Source organism: Dolichospermum sp. DET69 (assembly GCA_017355425.1).
GTDB lineage: Bacteria > Cyanobacteriota > Cyanobacteriia > Cyanobacteriales > Nostocaceae > Dolichospermum.
The window spans coordinates 3,748,715-3,767,670 of record CP070233.1 but is presented as its reverse complement, the minus strand read 5'-3'; the positions used below and the strand labels follow the sequence as shown (position 1 = coordinate 3,767,670).

Below are 18,956 nucleotides of genomic sequence, written 5' to 3'. Positions count from 1 at the left end.
AAATAGTAAAAACTCTTACTGGTTATAGTATATCAGAATTTAGATACTACAGTCTAATTATTATTAAAATATACGGGCATATCACAGCCCGCATTCCTTTCCAAGCAATGGGAGTTTGCGTCTATTCTAAATCAAAATAGTGGGTTATTAACCCACTCTACAAAACTACACATTTAACGGCTTTTTTGGGATGATTGGCGTTTGATTGTCGCTATTTGCAATTGGCACAGGTGCAATAACTTCCTTCCCTGTAATTAATCTCGCGCCACGATTGCGGGTAAAATAACTCCACAACCATTGAATCATTACTACTAACTTATTATCAAATTCAATCAAGAAGTAAATATGAATAAATAGCCAAACAAACCAGGCAAAGAAACCTCTAAGTTTGATAAATCCTAAATCAACAACTGCGGCGTGTTGCCCAATCATTGCTAGACTACCTCTATCTACATATTTAAATTGGGGTAAAGTTTCACCTTTGAGGCGTTTTTGAATGAGTTTAGCCACATATTCGCCTTCTTGCATGGCGACTGGTGCAACTCCCGGTAAAGGTTTATCATTTTGATGGGCAAAATTCGCTAAGTCACCAACTACGAAGATGTTGGGATATCCTTTAATACTTAGGTCTGGTTCTACCATAACACGACCAGCGCGATCGCTCTCAACTCCAGTTTTATCTGTCAAAACTTTCCCCATTGGTGAGGCTTTCACACCCGCAGCCCACAACACGGTTTTAGTAGCAATTTCTTTAACTTCATCACCTTGCTTAATCGTAACAATATCATTTTCAATATGTGTTACTAAGGTTTTGGTTTGCACATCTACACCCAAAGCCGTTAAAGACACTTCTGCTGTGTGGGATAATTCTGGTGCAAAAGGGGGAAGAATCCGATCTAAACCTTCTAACAATAAAACTCTGGTTTCTGAAGTGTCAATGTTGCGGAAATCTTCTTTCAGGGTTTTGGTTGCCAATTCAGCGATCGCTCCTGCCAATTCTACCCCAGTTGGACCACCACCGACAATGACAAAAGTTAATAAAGCCTGGCGTTTAACCGGATCACTTTCATTTTCAGCGGCTTCAAAAGCCATAAAAATCTTCCGACGCATTTCAATGGCATCTTCTACCGTCTTTAAACCCGGTGCAAACTCTTCCCAGTTATCCTTACCAAAATAGGAATGCTTCGCCCCTGTAGCGACAATTAAGGTATCGTAGGGGACTGCTTCCGCGCCCACCATCACCTTTTGGTCGTTAGTGTCAATATCATTTACTTCACCCAACAGCACCTTTGTATTCTTACTCTTGCTCAAGACAGCCCGCAAGGGAGAGGAAATATCCGCTGGGGATAAAGCACCTGTAGCGACTTGATACAACAGTGGTTGAAAGAGATGAAAATTGCGTTTATCAATCAAAGTAATTTGCACATTGGCTTTAGCCATAGACTTAGCGGCATAAAGTCCCCCAAAACCACCACCAATAATCACGACTTGATGGATTGGTTTTTTGTCAGCTAGATCAACCATAAAAAATATTTCCTTTCACTACAGGTGCTGTAACCATTCTTAACAAATTTGTATCAAAAATGTCACAATTATTTCTGTTTATTTTGAACTTCTGAACAAAAAATGAAAGTATCCACAGATATATTTTTGGATCTTGAGAGACAACCAATGACCAATGACCAATGACTAATAACTAATGACCAATTTGCGATACAATCATAAGTCTGCCAATTTCATGACAACCTTTACGGACAGGAGATGCTTCTATGGCGCGTATGTATTATGATGAAGATGCTAATTTAGACCTTTTAGCAGGTAAAACCGTTGCTATTATTGGTTATGGTTCACAAGGTCATGCTCACGCGCTGAATCTAAAAGATAGCGGTGTTAATGTCATAGTTGGATTATATCCTGGCAGTAAGTCCACAGCTAAAGCCGAAGCTGCTGGGTTGACTGTAAAAAATGTTGCTGATGCGGCCAAAGCTGCTGATTTCATCATGATTTTATTACCTGATGAAGTCCAAAAAACAATTTACAAAAACGAAATTGAACCAAATTTAGAAGCTGGAAACGTTTTAGCTTTTGCACATGGTTTTAACATCCACTTTGCACAGGTACTTCCCCCTGCTGATGTTGATGTCGTCATGGTTGCACCTAAAGGACCAGGACATTTGGTGCGCCGTACCTACGAACAAGGACAAGGAGTACCTGCGTTATTTGCAGTTTATCAAGATGCAACTGGTAAGGCACGCGATCGCGCTATGGCTTATGCTAGAGGTATTGGTGGTACACGCGCCGGTATTTTGGAAACCACTTTCCGTGAAGAAACCGAAACCGATTTGTTTGGGGAACAAGCGGTATTGTGTGGTGGTTTAAGTGCTTTAATCAAAGCCGGGTTTGAAACTTTAGTCGAAGCAGGCTATCAACCAGAATTAGCCTATTTTGAATGTCTGCACGAAGTCAAATTAATTGTTGATTTAGTCGTAGAAGGTGGTTTGGCTACCATGCGCGATAGTATTTCTAATACTGCTGAATATGGTGATTATACTCGTGGTCCTCGCGTTGTCACCGCCGATACTAAAGCGGAAATGAAGAAAATCCTCAGCGAAATTCAATCTGGACAATTTGCGCGGGAATTCGTTTTAGAAAACCAAGCAGGTAAACCTGGTTTTACTGCTATGCGTCGTCAAGAAGCTGAACATCCTATTGAGGCTGTTGGTAAGGATTTACGGGCTATGTTTAGCTGGTTGAAGAAAGCGTAATTTTGGGTAATTACCAAAGAGGTGATTGGTAATAACCAATCACTTCTTAATATCTATTTAGGGATTGCTTTCTAGAAAATAGCTATGATAAGATAAAGAAATAGTAAGTTTGGTATTTTTAACTGGTCTGTTGCAATCTTATTTTTATTGCTAATGTTTATTTCTCATATCATCCTCAAGAATTGGCGTAATTTTCTGTCAGTAGATGTTGGATTAGGTGACAGAGTTTTTGTAGTCGGTCCTAACGCTTGTGGTAAATCTAACTTTCTTGATGTATTTCGCTTTTTACGTGATATTGCCAAACCCGGAGGTGGTTTACAGACAGCGGTAAAAGATCGTGGAGGAGTATCCAAAATTCGCTGTTTGTCAGCGCGGCAAAATCCCAAGATTGAAATTGAAGTACACCTGTCTGATTATTCTAGTCATGAACCTATATGGAAATATGCTATTGGCATAACCCAACAAACTAGAGGTTATCGTCAACCTATTTTAGACTATGAGCGTGTATGGAAGGGAAATGAAATAATAGTTAATAGACCAGACATAGACGATAAAAAAGATGAATTACGAAGAACACAAACGCATTTAGAGCAAATTAGTGCTAATGCCAATTTTCGAGAAATTGCTAAGTTTTTTGAATCAGTTCTATATCTACATCTTGTACCGCAGTTACTTCGTTATCCAGAGGCATTTTCTGGACAGGGAATTTCAGAAGATGCTTTTGGCAGAAGTTTTCTAGAACGCATTACCAAAACCCCTGAAAAGACTCGCAAATCTCGACTAACAAAAATTGAAAATGCTTTGCGTTCTGCTGTTCCCCAATTGAAACATCTTACTGATATAAAAGATGAAATGGGTGTTCCACATTTAGAAGCAGTATATGAGCATTGGCGACCTCAATCTGGTAAACAAAGAGAAGATCAATTTTCCGATGGAACATTACGTTTAATCGGCTTGCTGTGGTCATTACTAGAAAGTGATTCATTACTACTTCTTGAAGAACCAGAGTTATCTTTAAATGCAGCAATAGTTAAGAAATTACCTTCTTTAATGTATCGAATACAGCGTCAGAAAAAAAGACAAATAATACTTACTACACATAGCGCAGATTTATTAGAAGACGAAGGAATTGGAGGTGAAGAAATCCTCCTTTTAACACCAAGTCCAGAAGGAACTAAAGTTACTACTGCATCATTAATTGATAATGTCCGTGATCTCTTAGAAGGAGGTTTAAGCATAGCTGAAGCCGTATTGCCATTAACTAAACCATCTGAAATTAATAAATTGGAGATTCATTTATAGTGGACTTGATCTCTATTAATTTAGCTGTTGAAGACCCACTGAGTGAAGCTGTATTGCGGGCAATTTTACACCAATCAAACCGCCCTTATATAGTGGGTAATTGTTATTCTAAAAACGGTTTCGGCTATCTTAAAAAGAATATAAAAGGATTTAATAATGCTGCCAAAGGAACGCCTTATATAGTTTTAACAGACCTTGACACAGCAGAGTGTCCGCAGGAACTAATTCAAGAATGGCTACCATATCCAAAACATCCTAATCTATTGTTTCGTATCGCTGTTAGAGGATGTTTGAAAAGTTTTTAATGTATAAATAAACCCCTCTCCAAACCTCTCCCCGAAGCGGGGAGAGGCTTTGAAACCCCCCTTCCCTCGTAGGGAAGGGGGGCAGGGGGGTTAGGTTTTTGGAGATTATCGGTTTCATCTAATACTTTTCAAACAACCTCTTAGGGAAGTAGAAGCATGGATTTTAGCTGATAGAGAAAGCTTTGCCAAATTCTTGGCAGTTTCACAAATATTGATTCCTCAAAATGTAGACGAAATTAGTGATCCGAAACAAACATTGATTAATATTGCGAGAAAATCTAAAAAACGTGAATTGCATGAGGCTATAGTTCCACAGTCCAACAGCACGGCAAAGGTAGGTAGAGACTATAATGGACAGTTGATTCACTTTGTTAATAACTACTGGCAAATGGAAGTGGCTAAGTTATGTTCTCCAAGCCTACAAAAGGCTATCAATGCTATAGCTAAATTTGAGCCAATATAAAAGGGCAGGATTTTTTTACCTTTTACTAAATTCTTTAACTAAAAGACATCTGGTAAAAAAGATTGTAGAGATGTTCGCAGGGATTTTGGCTCTACAAAGGTTCTAGAAAACGCATATTTAATTGTTACCAGATGTCTAAAGAATTGCTAGAAAGCAAGGATTAGTTTGAATAAATTGCTCACCGCGGACTGTTAACACCGCTAATTTTCAAAACATCAGCCATAGTTGCACAGTAATTAGGCAAATTGAAACTGCTAGGATTAATGGCGTTAGCATAGCTAAAATGACGATAATCCATACAGAATCTATCCCAAGCTGCCATTTGAATCCGGAATAAAACAATAATTACATTAGCTAACCCTATAGATAGAGGAATGCGGAAGTAAATCTTTTTATTTAAATAAGCACAAACTTCTTCAATAGCTTGATTAGCAGTTAAAGAAGATTGTCCTAAAACAAATCGACGGGGATCTCCCTGTTGTGGTGGATAATCAATTAAATATTGGATAACTGTAGCAATATCTCGCCCATGAATAAAGTGAAAACTGCTATCTGCTTGTAAAAAACGAATGATATCAATATAGTTAGTAACTTCAGGAATACCAGATGTGAGATGAGAATAAGGTTTTTTGTCATCACCACCTAAAACTAAAGTAGGAAAAACCGTGGTAATTTTCGGAAAAATAGCTAATTTTTCGATTTGATGCAAACAATCATATTTAGAACGGATATAATCTGTACCGATTTCTCCCGCTTCTTTAAGTGGTTTATTATCGTTGTTCAAAACACTCGCAGTGGAAAAATAAATTACTTGCTCACATTTTTCTGGATTTAACAGATTCATTAATTCCAGGGTTTTGAAGACATTGATATCAAAAATGCCCTCACCACCCCAAGAAGTGGCTGTTAATACGGCAATATCAATGGTTTTGAGTAAATTAGAGAATTTACCAATTTCCTGCATATCACCCTGGAGAACAGTGATACCGGGACGGGCTGTAGTATCAACTTGTAGTTTGTTTGGGTTTCTAACCAGTAAATACAATTCGTGGTTAGTATTTTGAATTAAGGCTTCGCTGATATAGTGACCAATACAGCCACTTGCACCCGTGATTAAAATACGTTTTTTAGTCATGAAATTTAAGGTTTTAGTTGTTATTTAATGATTAATGTAATTCAAAAAAGTTCAATAACGGGTTTCACAAATTAATTATAAGATATTTCATCATCTGCGTTTATCTGCGTTTCATTAAAAATCAGGTGGGCATTGCCCACCCTACAGATTATACCAAAGCGTTGAGGTTTTTGGCAGTTTCAAAGAAGAAGGCCACATTTTCTTCTGGTGTTTCTGGAAGTACACCATGGCCGAGATTGAGGATGTGTCCCCAGTTACCGGCTTTGCGAACAGTGTCCAAAACGCGATCGCGGATAAATTCCTTAGAACCAAATAACACACCCGGATCAAGATTACCCTGTACTTTTACGTGCTTACCTAATCTGGCTCTGGCATCTGCCATATCTACTGTCCAGTCTATAGTAATAATATCCGCACCAGAGGTAGCCATTCTTTCTAAAAGTCCGGCGCTACCTGTCACCAACAAAATTAATGGTGTGTCAGGATGAGTTGCTTTGACTTTCTCGAACACCATTTTCTGATAAGGTAGAGCAAAGGTATCATAATCTTGAGGACTTAATTGTCCCGCCCAAGAATCAAACATTTGCACCACTTGAGCGCCGCAGTCAATTTGATAACGCACATAATCAGCTATTGAATCAGCTAATTTAGTTAATAGCTGATGCAGAATAGTCGGATCTGAGAAGGCCATGTTTTTGATGATGGAATAGGTTTTAGAACCTTTACCTTCCACCGCATAAGCTGCTAATGTCCAAGGTGCGCCCACAAAGCCCAATACCGTTGATTGATTACCTACTTCAGAGCGCAATGCCTGTAAGATAGTCTTGATAAACGGTAGGGCTGTTTCTGGATCTAGGGGACGCAGTTTTTCAATTTGTGCTTGAGTGCGTATGGGCGAATAAATAATCGGTCCCTTCCCTTCCGCAATATCCATGTCAATCCCCATTCCTGGTAAGGGGGTGACAATATCGGAAAATAAAATCACTCCGTCGGGTTGGAAAGCTCTCCAGGGTTGGAGGGAAACTTCTATTGCTACTTCGGGAATTTCCGAGCGATCGCGGAATGAAGGATATTTTTCCCGCAAATCTCGGTAAGCTTGCATATAGCGTCCCGCTTGTCGCATCATCCATACAGGGGGACGATCTACTTGTTCACCACGAGCAGCCCGAAGCAGGAGAGGAGCCGTTGAGGAAACACCCATTTAACACTTGGTCCTAAGTCACTTTTATATTTCACTCTTTAGCTTACCATCCTCAGATTACCGTTGATCTGTCTACCTATCTATGTTTTAAGGTTGCTTGATTTAACTTAATAAAACGTAATAGTAGGGGCGCAGGGCCTGCGCCCAGTCAGGAGTCACTAAATTTCATGATTAATACTCCTAAACACAGATCAAACAACTTTTTGTTATTTGGTTCAGCACATTGGGAAAAATTGAGATTTATAGCAGTTTTTCGGCTGATTTTTCAGAATCTGACAAAATGCTAAATCAAGCTAAGAAATATTAACAAAACTTTTCCCATCATCTATATCACTCATTTTTAAGCAATAATAGAAGTATAGGAAAATAAAGATTAAAAAAGACTCCTTCCGTTAAATAACTAGTTAATTGCTAGTAAGTAGAGGTAGAATATGACAACCCAAAATTTGCTTATCCCTCATGCTTATACCTATTTGCTTGTGAAAATAGGTGTCTTGGCTTTAGCATTATTGCTGTGGTTTATATTTACAGCTGCTCCTGTTATTTAATTGCATTCACCACCTAGAGATGTTTAAGTAAACGTCTCTATTTTATAGATTTTAGCGATGAAGATGATGAGAACTTGTTCTTAAATAAATCATCAAAATCATCTTGATCACAAGCATCATAGTTCAGACTGATTAACGTCTCTATTTTATAGATTTTAGCGATGAAGATGATGAGAACTTGTTCTTAAATAAATCATCAAAATCATCTTGATCACAAGAATCATAGTTCAGACTGATTAAATTGTCTCAACTGTGATTTTATAGATTTTAGCGGTGAGAATCTTTTTGGAAATTAACAGCATTAGTCAGCCAACCCCGCCGCCAAAAAAAGTATAGCAGACTCATCGCAATTAACGCCATTGCTCCTAAACATAGGGGGTAGCCCCAATACCAACTTAATTCGGGCATATTGTGCGGTGATTTTTCGGTATTGAAATTCATCCCATACACTCCAGCAATGAAAGTCAAAGGAATAAAAATAGAAGAAACCACCGTTAGCAGTTTCATAATCTCATTCATTTTATTGCTAACTGCCGATAAATACACATCCATTAACCCAGCAACTAATTCTCGATAAGTTTCCACTATATCCATCACTTGCACTGCATGATCATAGCAGTCTCGTAGATAAATTCTCACATCATCACTAATTAATTCACTCCCATCTCTAATCAAAGAATTAATTGCATCTCTTTGTGGCCAAATTGCCCGACGTAGTTGCAATAATTCCCGCCTAATTTGATATATTTTTTGTAATGTTTGTTGACTAGGATTAATAATTACTTCCTCTTCTAACTCATCAATCCGTTCCCCATAAAGTTCTAAAACCGGGAAAAATCCATCAATAATTGCATCTAATAAAGAATAAGCTAAATAATCACTTCCCTGTCTGCGGATAATACCTTTATTTTTATGAATTCTCGTCCTAACTCCATCAAAACAATCATGTTCCGGTTCTTCTTGAACTGTCAATACATAATATTTTCCTAAAACTAAACTTACTTGCTCACTGTAAAAACTGCCAGTATTATTATTAGGTACAACCATGTGGGCAATAATCACTAGTTGATCTTCATAATCCTCAATTTTTGGCCGTTCTACCATGTTGACAATATCTTCTAAAACCAGAGGATGTAAATCAAAAGATTGACCTAAACGGTGTAAAATATCTTGATTTCCTAAACCTTGAACATCTACCCAAGAAACAGATTCTGTATCCAAATAGTTAAGACATTCTTCCGGGTAACTGATTTGCTTTTGAATGAGTTCAGTTTGGTTATAGTCAATTAAAAAAATAATTGGTTGTTCCGCATTCTCATCAACAATAATTGTTCCTGGTGCAGTTCCTGGTTCATGATAAAATTTCTTACCGTGTGACTTCTTTCTCAAACTTGGTAAACGGCGAATTTTCTTAACCATAAATTTTTAACCGATAGAAATGAGTAATTAAAATTTTAACGCATTACTGATAAAATAAAAATAGCGATTAAAAAAATATCTTTATGGAACTAAAACAGCAAACATTTTGGTTAATTGAACCTGAAGCAAAACCATTACAACAGATTATCGGTGGTGGTTTTATTTTACCAGATGGACAAGTAGCGATCGCTAGAAGATTACCACATTCCAGTCATGCCACTTTCCCATGTTTTCCCTCTTTTCAACAATTGCAAAATAAAAGAGGCAGAAAATTAGTATTTGCAGAAACCTCGCTAGATGGTTATCATCTCCAAAGTTTTAAACTAATAAGAGATAAAGATGTGACAGGTATCAGCGGCATTGGGATAGTTGCTATAGGATGTTACTTTCAACTTTATCATCCAGATTTTAGTCCCAATTCTGCTAATATTGCCGTTATGCAATGGTTAAAAGCACCTAAATCAACAGCCTGGTATAGTGAAGGATGGGAACAAATTCAATTAATTCATGGACATAAAGGTAAAACCAAAATTGTTGTAGATTAAATATACCCTATACAAAAAAGTTTCCATTTATGAATACTAGTGAAAATCTCATCTTGGTTGTCGGTTCTACCGGTGGAGTTGGACAACTTGTAGTTGGTAAACTATTAGAAAAAGGCTTACCAGTGCGGATTCTTACCAGGAATGCAGAAAAAGCCACAAAAATGTTTAACGACAAAGTAGAAATTGTTATTGGTGATATTTGTCAACCCAGCGCTCTCACAGCCACAATGGCAAATATCACCTCTATTATTTGTTGTACAGGAACTACCGCTTTTCCTTCTGCAAGATGGGAATTTAACCAAACTCCCAACATTATCGAATTAGGAATCAGTGTATTTAATCCCCAATTCCTAGAAGATAAAGCGAAAAATACCCCCACTAAAGTTGATACTCAAGGTGTAATTAATCTGATCTCAGCAGCACCAAAAAACTTAAACCGCTTCGTGTTTGTTTCTTCTTGCGGTATTCTTCGCAAACATCAATTTCCTTTTAGTATTCTCAATCTTTTTGGTGTGCTTGATGCTAAAGAAAAAGGCGAACAAGCTATTATTAATTCAGGAATATCTTATACTATCATTCGTCCAGGACGTTTAACTGATGGACCCTATACATCCTATGATCTCAATACCTTACTCAAAGCCACAAGTGAAGGTAAATTAAACGTCGTTTTCGGAACAGGAGACACACTTTCAGGGGATACCAGCCGGATTGATGTAGCCGCAGCTTGTGTAGAAAGTTTATCTTATCAAAGTTCCACTAATAAAGTTTTTGAAATGGTAAATCAAGGAGATAGACCAACTATTATTGATTGGCAAAATCTTTTTTCACAATTATAAAAAAGAGAGCAAAAAATATGAAACTGACTAATTTGCAAATTCCCTTTGTTTTCATTCTTGCCAGTTTAATTTTTTCACCAGCAGGTTATCCTCAAAATATCGAATTAAACAGATCTAAACTATCTGAAGAAGTGACAAAATTACGGACACAAGGAGAGACAGGATTACAAACATTCCTCAAATCCCATATTAATAACCTAAAATCTCCACCTGAACCACAAATCAAAACAGCTTTAGATCAATTGTGTCAACAACGAGATTGTTATGCTTCCAAATTATATTGGTATACCGATTTAGAACAAGCAAAAGCTGTTGCTAAAATTAGTGGTAAACCAATACTTTCTTTACGATTACTAGGAAGATTAGATACAGACCTCAGTTGTGCAAATAGCCGTTTTTTCAGAGTAGCATTATATCCAAATGCCGAAATTTCCCAAGAATTAAGAAATAACTTTATCTTACATTGGCAAACAGTTCGTCCTGTTCCTAAGGTCACAATTGATTTTGGTGACGGACGCAAATTAGAAAGAACAATCACCGGTAATAGTATTCATTACATTTTAGATAGTTCTGGTCGTCCTATTGATGCCATTCCTGGACTTTATGGACCAAAAGCTTTTCTTAAACAACTCCAGCAAGCGGAAGTAATAGCCAGAAATTTGAGTAACCAAAATGGTGAAAGATACAATTTATTATTACAACAATATCATCTCCGCCGTCTTGATGATATTCAAAACCAATGGAGAGCAGATTTATCTAAATTAGGTATTCAATCTCCACCTCGTTTAGTCCGCGTAAATAATTCTAGATCACTTCCCAGCGCTAGATTAGCAGGTTCTTTAGCAGTTTCCAAATCAGTAGTTGAAAGACCAATTCTTAATTCTATTCAACCAGAAACATCAGCAGCTACTTCAGAAATTCTTGACCAAGCAACTTGGAATAACTTAGCTAAACTGTATGGAAATGATGCTAAACTTGATAAAAATAGTATAAATTTAATTGAGGATAAAAAATTACCAAATACCACAAATCAAAATAATTTATCTCAAGTAATTCGTAACTTTGAAACTGTTATGGCATTAGATACAGTCAAAAACGAATATATGCTACACAGACAAATTCATCAATGGTTTTTAGAAGAAAATAAAACATCAGATGTCAATCAATTGAATGAAAAAGTTTATGCTGAATTGTTTTTAACTCCTAGTTCTGATCCTTGGTTGGGTTTAGTCAATAATGATACTTATAGTGCCATAGATAATGGTGGCATTGTTGAAAAATAGAGGAAGGTTTTGGTGGGAATTTCCCACCCAACATATGTTTCAAATATAATTCTCTTGCTCCAAAAAAGTGGTTACTTTAGTAATACTTTCAACAATAGTTTCTTGCGAAGAATAGCAAACAATATCAGGATTTATCGGTTCTTCATAAGGGTCATCAATACCTGTCAAACCTTTGATTTCTCCTGATCTTGCCTTAGCATATAATCCCTTGACATCACGCATCTCACAAACTGCAAGAGGTGCATTAACATAAACCTCTATAAAGTTATTAGTTGTTTCCCGAAGTTCATCTCTCACTTCCCGATAGGGACTAATTACTGCAACAATGACCCCAATCCCATTTCGACTAAGTAGATTAGCGACAAAACCAATCCGACGAATATTGGTGTTACGGTCTTCTTTGCTATAACCTAAACCGTGGGAAAGATTTGTTCTCACAACATCACCATCTAGAATCTCAATCAGACAACCACGTTTCCTCAGTTCGCATTCTAGTCCTTGAGTGAGTGTGGTTTTACCTGCACCACTCAGTCCTGTCAGCCATAAAATGAAACCATATTTTTTCATTTTTTCCTCATCCGTAAATCTGCTTTTTCAAGTGTTTATACCGACAATGTATTAAACTTAAGGATTATTGATAAATCTATCTGTATAATCCTTAAATGTATCCATGACCTGTTGAGGAGATAACTCAAACTGTTCTAGACTATAAGAATTACGCCCGTGTTTATGTTTTTTATTACTTAAAACGTATTGTTTTACAGTTTCTAAATCATGATCAGAGAAAGGAATACCTGTGTTTTCATATATCTGATGAACAACATTTTCTGGATCTTTTACCAGGTTACGATAGTCTACATGAAAAACTTTTTGTCCTTGGGTTGAATTTGCAAAATCTACAGACCTTTGTGCATAAGTACGTTCTTTTAAATAAACGTGATTAACTATTTTACGCCAGTCAAGTGAATCTGTAGCCAAGCCATGTAATGATAAAGTTAGTTTGCAATCGCTGGCCAGAGTTTCTAATGGATCTCGATGAGTTTGGACAATATGGGCTTCTGGAAGTGCCTCTACAAGAGATGGTAGCCAAGCAACATGATCAGGACACTTAAGAGTTAAGCATTTCCCTGGTAGCTGTTTTTGATAAAGAATCAATACTTTACGATAAAATTCATAGGTTTCTCGTAAATCTTGATCTAGTAACCAAGAAAGATAACTATAGGTAGGGGCTATAGACCAAAAAAGCGTAGACTGAATGCTCAAACGCAGACTAAAAATACATTCCTCTGGTAGATTAGGACGCATATAATGAATTGCATCCATGTTATATACACTACTAGCAATGGTAAAAGGTTCAAATATGGCAAAAGCATATAATTTGCGAAGATCCGGCTGTTTTGCTACAGGATACAAATGTCTATATAACTCAATGCCTTTTGCATTTTCTGGACAACTTAAAAGACGATGCAAAAAGGTTGTTCCACTTCGGGGTAAACCAACAACAATTAATGGATTAATTAGTTTTGTATTAATCAGTGAAGGATCATCTACAAAAGCCTGTTCAACCTCTAGAAGTCCAGATAATCCAGTGACAATCATGTTCCAATAATTCATTTTCCCAAACCAATGCAATTGAGCATCATCAGTCAAAGAGCGACACAGAACTTCCAGAGCTTCTTCAACATTTGCAGGTAAACAAGCTGGTAAAGAGGCATTGCGAGATGCTGCTTTAATCAAATTTTCAGGAGTTAAACGGGGAAAAGCGATTCCAAGTTCTTTTGCAAGAACAGTTGGAACTTTTAACCAAAAAGGTAACGGTTTGAGGTCAAAACCAACTGATTTATTCATAAAAATTTTTCAACGGTTGAATATTTGTATGTAAGAAATTGATTGTTTGAACGGTTCTGCAACTTTAGCACATTGTGTATGCTTAAACATACGAAGCAGATGATTGAAAAAATTTATTTTACAACTAGGAGTATTGATCTTTGGTGATAAATGTGGTACGGTATACCTGTAATGAATGAATAACTGTAATTTTACGTATAAAGCGGAAAATTGCAATGCTTGTCTTCTATAGAAAATCTATAAATACTAGAAGTAAAAATGACAACTCTATTTATTACAGGTTCAACAGGATTCTTAGGAACAGACTTAATTAAAGAATTTTATAAAATTTTTCCAGAAGATAAATTTTATTTGTTAGTAAGAAATATAGACAATGCTAAAGAAATTTTCAAAGACCTTAACCAAGAAAGAATTACTTATGTAGAAGGAGATATTACTCTGCCAAATTTAGGAATAAAAAGTCACATAGATATAGATCAAATTTGGCATTTGGCAGCTTCTACAAGTTTTCAAGACTCAAAATATGATCAAACAAAAGAAACAAACACACTAGGAACTGAAAATATAATTAATTTTGCCAACAAAATACCTCACTTAAAAAACTTTTTTTATATGAGTACTGCGTATATTTCCGGAAAAACCCTAGAAGAAGTTCCAGAAAATAGATTTGAACCTACAGAAGGATTCAACAACCCTTATGAAGAAACAAAAAATCTTTCTGAAAAAATAGTCTATGAATCTAAATTGCCTATAACTATTATTAGGCCAAGTATCATCATGGGAGATTCAAAAACTTATACAGCAAAAAAACAAACAAGAATGGTTTATGGATATGCTTTAACCTTAATGAAAGTTATAATATCTCAATTTGGTTCACAAGAAAAATTTTTAAAGCACTTGAAATATTCAGAGACAGAACTTGAATTAAATATAAGGCTTATTGGTTCTCCAGAAATAACTAAAAATTTAATCCCCATAAATGAAGTAATTAATGCCTGTGTAGATATAAAAAAAAGTTGTTGTCTGGGAAAAACTTACAATTTAGTAAATCCGAAAAATATTTCAGTTGGAGAAATCACAGAAATAATTCAAAAAAATTTCAAAGTAAGAGGAATGTATCATGATTCAACCGCCACAAAGGAATCATTAAAAGCATCAAAATCAGAAAAAATAGCATATAGATATACTGAAATATATCATCCTTATATGCAGATACAAGAACCACTTTGGAAACAAGAAGAAATCCAAAGAATCGGGACAAAAATTTCTCCAATGACAAAAGAACTCTTTGATAAATTAATGAATCAATTTATCAAAGAAGAAATATTAAAAGAATATTGACCATTCAGGTGTAGAACTTGGATTTCTCGTAAATATCGTGATTACTTGATTCCCGTTCTCAAATAGATATCATCTAAAAAAACTTTAAAGAATCTAATCTTTCTAAAACAGTCATATCTTCAGCATCTAATTCTACAGGAACACCACGACGAATTAATTCCGAAAAATCCTCATTAGGAACCATAATTGTTAATGCGTAAAGACGATCTTTACCAGTATTTCTAATCAAATGTGTACCTGTCGGTGGCACTAACAAACTATCTCCAGCTTTGATATTTACTGTCTTACCATCACAAATTGCTATGCCTTCTCCTTTGAGAATAAAAAACATTTCTACAGCGAATTGATGGCGATTTGCTGGTGTTTGTCCACCAACATCAAATATTTCTAGACAACAAGTTAAGGAAGTATTAGCATTTGTGGAATCAAAGATAATTGCTAATCGGTTAGAGTCATGGGGACTAATTCGATATGCTTGATAATCTTTGGGGGATTTGATAATGGGAATTACACAACAAGTATCGTACATATTCTTAATTGGTAATTGGTAATTGGTATTCTCTACCAATTTAAATTAATTATTAATTGCAGTTAAAATTGCTGACAAATCTGTCACAAAACCGAAACATTGTTGCACATTATATAAAGTTGCTAACCAACAATATTCTGGTGAAGTTGTTGCAGTACAATCTTTGACTAAAATACAATCATATCCTAAAAAATTAGCATCACACAAAGTTGATAAAACACATTGATCAGCATTTACACCAGTAAAAAATATTGTAGTTATACCCAAATTCCGTAAAATACTATCTAAATGTGTATCCCAAAATCCACTCATGCGATATTTATCAACCTGGATGTCCTCTGGTAGCTGTTCTAGTTCTTCTACCACCGCAGCAGCCCAACTGCCCTTTATAAGTACCTTAGAACCGTTACTGGGCAAGGAATCACCTAATCCGACACCTTCCCCTGTGGGATTATACACGTGCATTAACCCAGCACTAATATTGAGTAAATCGGGACGATTTGCCCAATTTAACCAAATTACAGGTACACCAGCCGCCCGAAATTGTGGTAATAATTGTTGCAAAGGTGCAATCGGTTGACGAGCAGGAGTGACATCTACACCAATGTGTGACAACCAACCGTCAGGATGACAAAAATCATTTTGCATATCAATAACAATGATAGCAGCTTTGGATAAGTCGCAACGAAGAGTTTTAGTTTCTGTGGCTAAAATAACTGCTTGTGGAGTCTTTTCAGGACGGGTAATATCTGCAAATGACTGATTTACGTCCCAGTTATTGGGTGCAAATCCTAGTTTCCGAGTGGGTAGATTCATTATTATTTCTTTCAATCAGTAAAAAACAGGACTTACTAACTAAAGTAAGCCCTGATAAATTCTAATCTCAAGTTATACCAATTTGACAAATAAATGATTGTAAAACCAATTCAAAATCCCAAATGGTATAAAATAGAATAACTAGGGTTTTTTCTCAGCCTTCACTTTAGCTTCTACCTTGACACTTTTCACACCAGCTACTTCCTTAATTAAAGTTTCAGCCTGTGTGATTTCTTTCTGAGAAGTTGCTGTTCCTGTGAGAGTAATTTCACCATTTTTGTTAACTACTTCCAACTTGTTCTCAGGTAAACCTGCTTTCAGCTTTTTGCTAATTTCGGTTTTTAAGTCAGTTGTAGATTTAGTTGTAGATTTAGAAGTTGGAGTGGGGCTTGCGGTGGAAGTTGTAGTGGGAGTTGCGGTTGGAGTTGTAGTAGAATTGTCTATCATCGGCGTAGTATCAGAAGCAGGTTTTGCTGGAACAACGGGGGTTGTAGTCGTACCCGTACCAGTAGTTTCTGAACCTGTTTTTGGTGCTTCTTGACAACCAACCATACCAGCTACCAAAATGCCACTAACTAGAAAAGGAATGAGCTTTTTCATGTTGATTTCCAAAATTGAATACTTGAAGTGAGGGATTTTACTGTGCGTGATGCCGAGGAGCAAATCTTAAAAAAGAATTAAATTGCTACACCCAAAAGTTATAAACCAAACATCCAGATAACTGACGATTTGACAACTTTCCCATAACTAAATTAAAACGCTTTTATTGAAAAGAGCCAATTTGATTGTACTCATGGCTATAGTGATTGACGATTTGATGCTCAGGAGTAGCCACTATTTCTATATTCTCTATTATAGAGACTCAGCCGCATCTTTTCGGGGATTGGTCAGTTGTCAGTGGAAGAATTGGTAATTTCTTGATTCTTCTTCTTCTTCTTCTTTCTCCTGACTCGGTGACTCGGTGACTCTTCAAAATATCCGACCAAGAGAGGATATTGCACCTTAAATGTTCGGTTATACCACTTTCTGTATTCACCCTAATGACGATAATCTCGTGGATGTAGAGTGCAATGTCTGAAATAGCCACCATTAGCTGCTGAAGCAATCAAGAGGTGAAAACCTGTGTACGAATGGATTTTGCCAAGTCTCAAGGAAGTTTTATCTGAAAATCAATCTCATATCCCTAAATGTTCTACGGCTAAAGCAGAACAGCAATGGCGTGTTAGTCTTGCAGCTACGGAAAACCTGCTGTTGAAAACTTTAGCTACAACTTTATCTGATACTACTCAAGGTTTGGTATTAACTGCACCCGCACCCTTATTTAGTCACCCACAACTAACACAGCAGTTACAAACGGTAACTTTCACAACTAGACCTTTTAACCCTTTGGCGTTGATGCCATTTATTATGCCATCAGAAATGGCACCCAATATAAATAATATAGAAACAAATACTTCTCATAATCCTAGCTTTCAAGAATCTATTTTACCTTTATTACCGGCTGATCCTCTGGGCGCGGAGCAGTTTTGTTTGATATTCACAGATAAATTTAGATTAGTTCTGGTTTTGGCGGAATATGAACATGGTAAAAAAGAGTTTTTGTTTTCTTTTGAACCAGAGGTTGTACAAAAAGCTTGGCAGTCTTTAGGTGCTAGGGTAGTTTTAACTAATCCAGAACTGTTTGCTGATTTAGATATTAAGGTGCAAAATTATCCTTTAGTTGCACCAGATTATCACACTATAATTCAATTTAGTCAGTTATTGCTTCAGGAATTAACTATTACAGAAAATAATCCAGTTACTCATACTTCATCACATTGTTCTTCACCGACTCCACCGCCTAAATCTCCTTCTCGTTCTGATATTGAATTACTCCAAGCCTTTGCCCATGAGGTTCGCACTCCGTTGACAACAATTCGGATGATGACACGGTTATTATTAAAACGTCAAGATTTACCTGTGAATGTGATCAGTCGTTTAGAGGTTATTGATCATGAATGTACTGAGCAAATTGACCGAATGGAGTTATTATTTAAAGCGGCAGAATTAGAGAATTTATCACAACCTTCAAAATTTGCTCATTCTCAACTTACACCTATGTGTTTAGATGAAGTTTTACAGCAAAGTATTCCTCGTTGGCAACAAGCAGCAACTCGTCGTAATTTAACTTTAAATGTGGTATTACCTAAGCAATTACCTACTGTGGTTAGTAATCCTGCTATGCTAGACCGGGTACTCACTGGTTTAATTGAGAATTTTACCCGCAGTTTACCTCCTGGTAGTTGTATTCAGGTGCAAGTAATTCCTGCGGGTGATCAACTAAAATTGCAGTTATCACCTCAGTTTGATTGTCAAGATAAAAACTACAAAACAACGCCACCAATTCGGAAATCTTTAGGTCAATTATTAATGTTTCAGCCGGAAACTGGGGCAATTAGTTTAAATATGGCGGCAACTAAGCATTTATTTCAAGCAATTGGTGGAAAGTTGATTGTCCGTCAACGTCCTCAATATGGGGAGGTTTTGACAATTTTCTTACCTTTGGAAGTTACTCAACAAGTGTGAAAGGTAGGTAAATCCCACACCCGACAGGGAATAAATTCCCTGTCTAATAGCTCAA

At 36.4% G+C, this 18,956-nt stretch carries 18 protein-coding genes; 9 read left to right on the top strand and 9 right to left on the bottom strand.

Features of this window, described 5'->3' with window-relative positions:
• Positions 1-165 precede the first annotated feature (165 nt).
• Positions 166-1,524, bottom strand: a complete 1,359-nt coding sequence (locus EZY12_17215; protein ID QSX66529.1) for an NAD(P)/FAD-dependent oxidoreductase — start codon at positions 1,522-1,524, stop codon at positions 166-168.
• A 245-nt stretch (positions 1,525-1,769) separates the two neighbouring features.
• Between EZY12_17215 and ilvC the strand changes: the two genes are divergently transcribed.
• The 4 genes from ilvC to EZY12_17195 all read left to right on the top strand — a co-directional run bounded on the left by ilvC (position 1,770) and on the right by EZY12_17195 (position 4,835).
• Entirely contained in the window at positions 1,770-2,765 is a 996-nt protein-coding gene (gene ilvC, locus EZY12_17210; protein ID QSX66528.1) for a ketol-acid reductoisomerase, read from the top strand.
• Positions 2,766-2,918: 153 nt separating this feature from the next.
• Complete coding sequence (locus EZY12_17205; protein QSX66527.1) at positions 2,919-4,067, top strand: AAA family ATPase; 1,149 nt, start codon at positions 2,919-2,921, stop codon at positions 4,065-4,067.
• The gene (locus EZY12_17200; GenBank protein QSX66526.1) at positions 4,067-4,372 is read left to right on the top strand and encodes a hypothetical protein; all 306 of its coding nucleotides are present in this window, start codon (positions 4,067-4,069) and stop codon (positions 4,370-4,372) included. The genes EZY12_17205 and EZY12_17200 overlap by 1 nt, the downstream gene beginning before the upstream one ends.
• A 193-nt stretch (positions 4,373-4,565) precedes the next feature.
• On the top strand, positions 4,566-4,835 hold the full coding sequence (locus EZY12_17195) for a hypothetical protein (GenBank protein ID QSX66525.1): 270 nt from the start codon (positions 4,566-4,568) through the stop codon (positions 4,833-4,835).
• Positions 4,836-5,013: 178 nt separating this feature from the next.
• Here EZY12_17195 and EZY12_17190 read toward each other — a convergent pair whose 3' ends face one another.
• From EZY12_17190 to corA, 3 genes are all read right to left on the bottom strand, one after another.
• The gene (locus EZY12_17190; GenBank protein ID QSX66524.1) at positions 5,014-5,970 is read right to left on the bottom strand and encodes an NAD(P)-dependent oxidoreductase; all 957 of its coding nucleotides are present in this window, start codon (positions 5,968-5,970) and stop codon (positions 5,014-5,016) included.
• Positions 5,971-6,118: 148 nt separating this feature from the next.
• Positions 6,119-7,171, bottom strand: coding sequence for a uroporphyrinogen decarboxylase (locus EZY12_17185; protein ID QSX66523.1), 1,053 nt, complete (start codon positions 7,169-7,171; stop codon positions 6,119-6,121).
• Positions 7,172-7,986: 815 nt separating this feature from the next.
• Entirely contained in the window at positions 7,987-9,138 is a 1,152-nt protein-coding gene (gene corA / locus EZY12_17180; GenBank protein QSX66522.1) for a magnesium/cobalt transporter CorA, read from the bottom strand.
• Positions 9,139-9,221: 83 nt separating this feature from the next.
• Between corA and EZY12_17175 the strand changes: the two genes are divergently transcribed.
• Genes EZY12_17175 through EZY12_17165 form a run of 3 tightly spaced genes read left to right on the top strand, consistent with a single transcriptional unit; the run spans position 9,222 to position 11,802 of the window.
• Positions 9,222-9,683 (top strand): hypothetical protein, encoded by a 462-nt coding sequence (locus tag EZY12_17175; protein QSX66521.1) that lies wholly within the window; start codon positions 9,222-9,224, stop codon positions 9,681-9,683.
• 29 nt (positions 9,684-9,712) lie between these two features.
• Entirely contained in the window at positions 9,713-10,519 is an 807-nt protein-coding gene (locus EZY12_17170) for an SDR family oxidoreductase (protein ID QSX66520.1), read from the top strand.
• A gap of 17 nt (positions 10,520-10,536) precedes the next feature.
• Complete coding sequence (locus tag EZY12_17165) at positions 10,537-11,802, top strand: hypothetical protein (protein QSX66519.1); 1,266 nt, start codon at positions 10,537-10,539, stop codon at positions 11,800-11,802.
• A 39-nt stretch (positions 11,803-11,841) separates the two neighbouring features.
• Here the strand turns inward: EZY12_17165 and cysC are convergent, their stop codons facing one another.
• Both cysC and EZY12_17155 read right to left on the bottom strand, forming a co-directional pair.
• Complete coding sequence (gene cysC, locus EZY12_17160; GenBank protein ID QSX66518.1) at positions 11,842-12,369, bottom strand: adenylyl-sulfate kinase; 528 nt, start codon at positions 12,367-12,369, stop codon at positions 11,842-11,844.
• A gap of 57 nt (positions 12,370-12,426) precedes the next feature.
• Positions 12,427-13,650, bottom strand: a complete 1,224-nt coding sequence (locus tag EZY12_17155) for a sulfotransferase (GenBank protein QSX66517.1) — start codon at positions 13,648-13,650, stop codon at positions 12,427-12,429.
• A 258-nt stretch (positions 13,651-13,908) separates the two neighbouring features.
• Here EZY12_17155 and EZY12_17150 point away from each other — a divergent pair, with 258 nt between their 5' ends.
• A complete protein-coding gene (locus EZY12_17150; GenBank protein QSX66516.1) occupies positions 13,909-14,991 on the top strand; it encodes an SDR family oxidoreductase in 1,083 nt (360 codons plus the stop codon).
• A gap of 73 nt (positions 14,992-15,064) precedes the next feature.
• Here EZY12_17150 and EZY12_17145 read toward each other — a convergent pair whose 3' ends face one another.
• The 3 genes from EZY12_17145 to EZY12_17135 form a co-directional block, all read right to left on the bottom strand.
• Positions 15,065-15,520, bottom strand: a complete 456-nt coding sequence (locus EZY12_17145; GenBank protein ID QSX66515.1) for a cupin domain-containing protein — start codon at positions 15,518-15,520, stop codon at positions 15,065-15,067.
• 45 nt (positions 15,521-15,565) lie between these two features.
• Positions 15,566-16,336: a cysteine hydrolase gene (locus EZY12_17140; protein ID QSX66514.1), complete on the bottom strand. Its 771-nt coding sequence runs from the start codon at positions 16,334-16,336 to the stop codon at positions 15,566-15,568.
• Positions 16,337-16,477: 141 nt separating this feature from the next.
• Entirely contained in the window at positions 16,478-16,936 is a 459-nt protein-coding gene (locus EZY12_17135; GenBank protein ID QSX66513.1) for a BON domain-containing protein, read from the bottom strand.
• Positions 16,937-17,458: 522 nt separating this feature from the next.
• On the opposite strand from EZY12_17135, the gene EZY12_17130 reads away from it, so the two are divergent.
• Positions 17,459-18,901, top strand: coding sequence for a HAMP domain-containing histidine kinase (locus EZY12_17130; GenBank protein ID QSX66512.1), 1,443 nt, complete (start codon positions 17,459-17,461; stop codon positions 18,899-18,901).
• Positions 18,902-18,956: the final 55 nt, after the last annotated feature.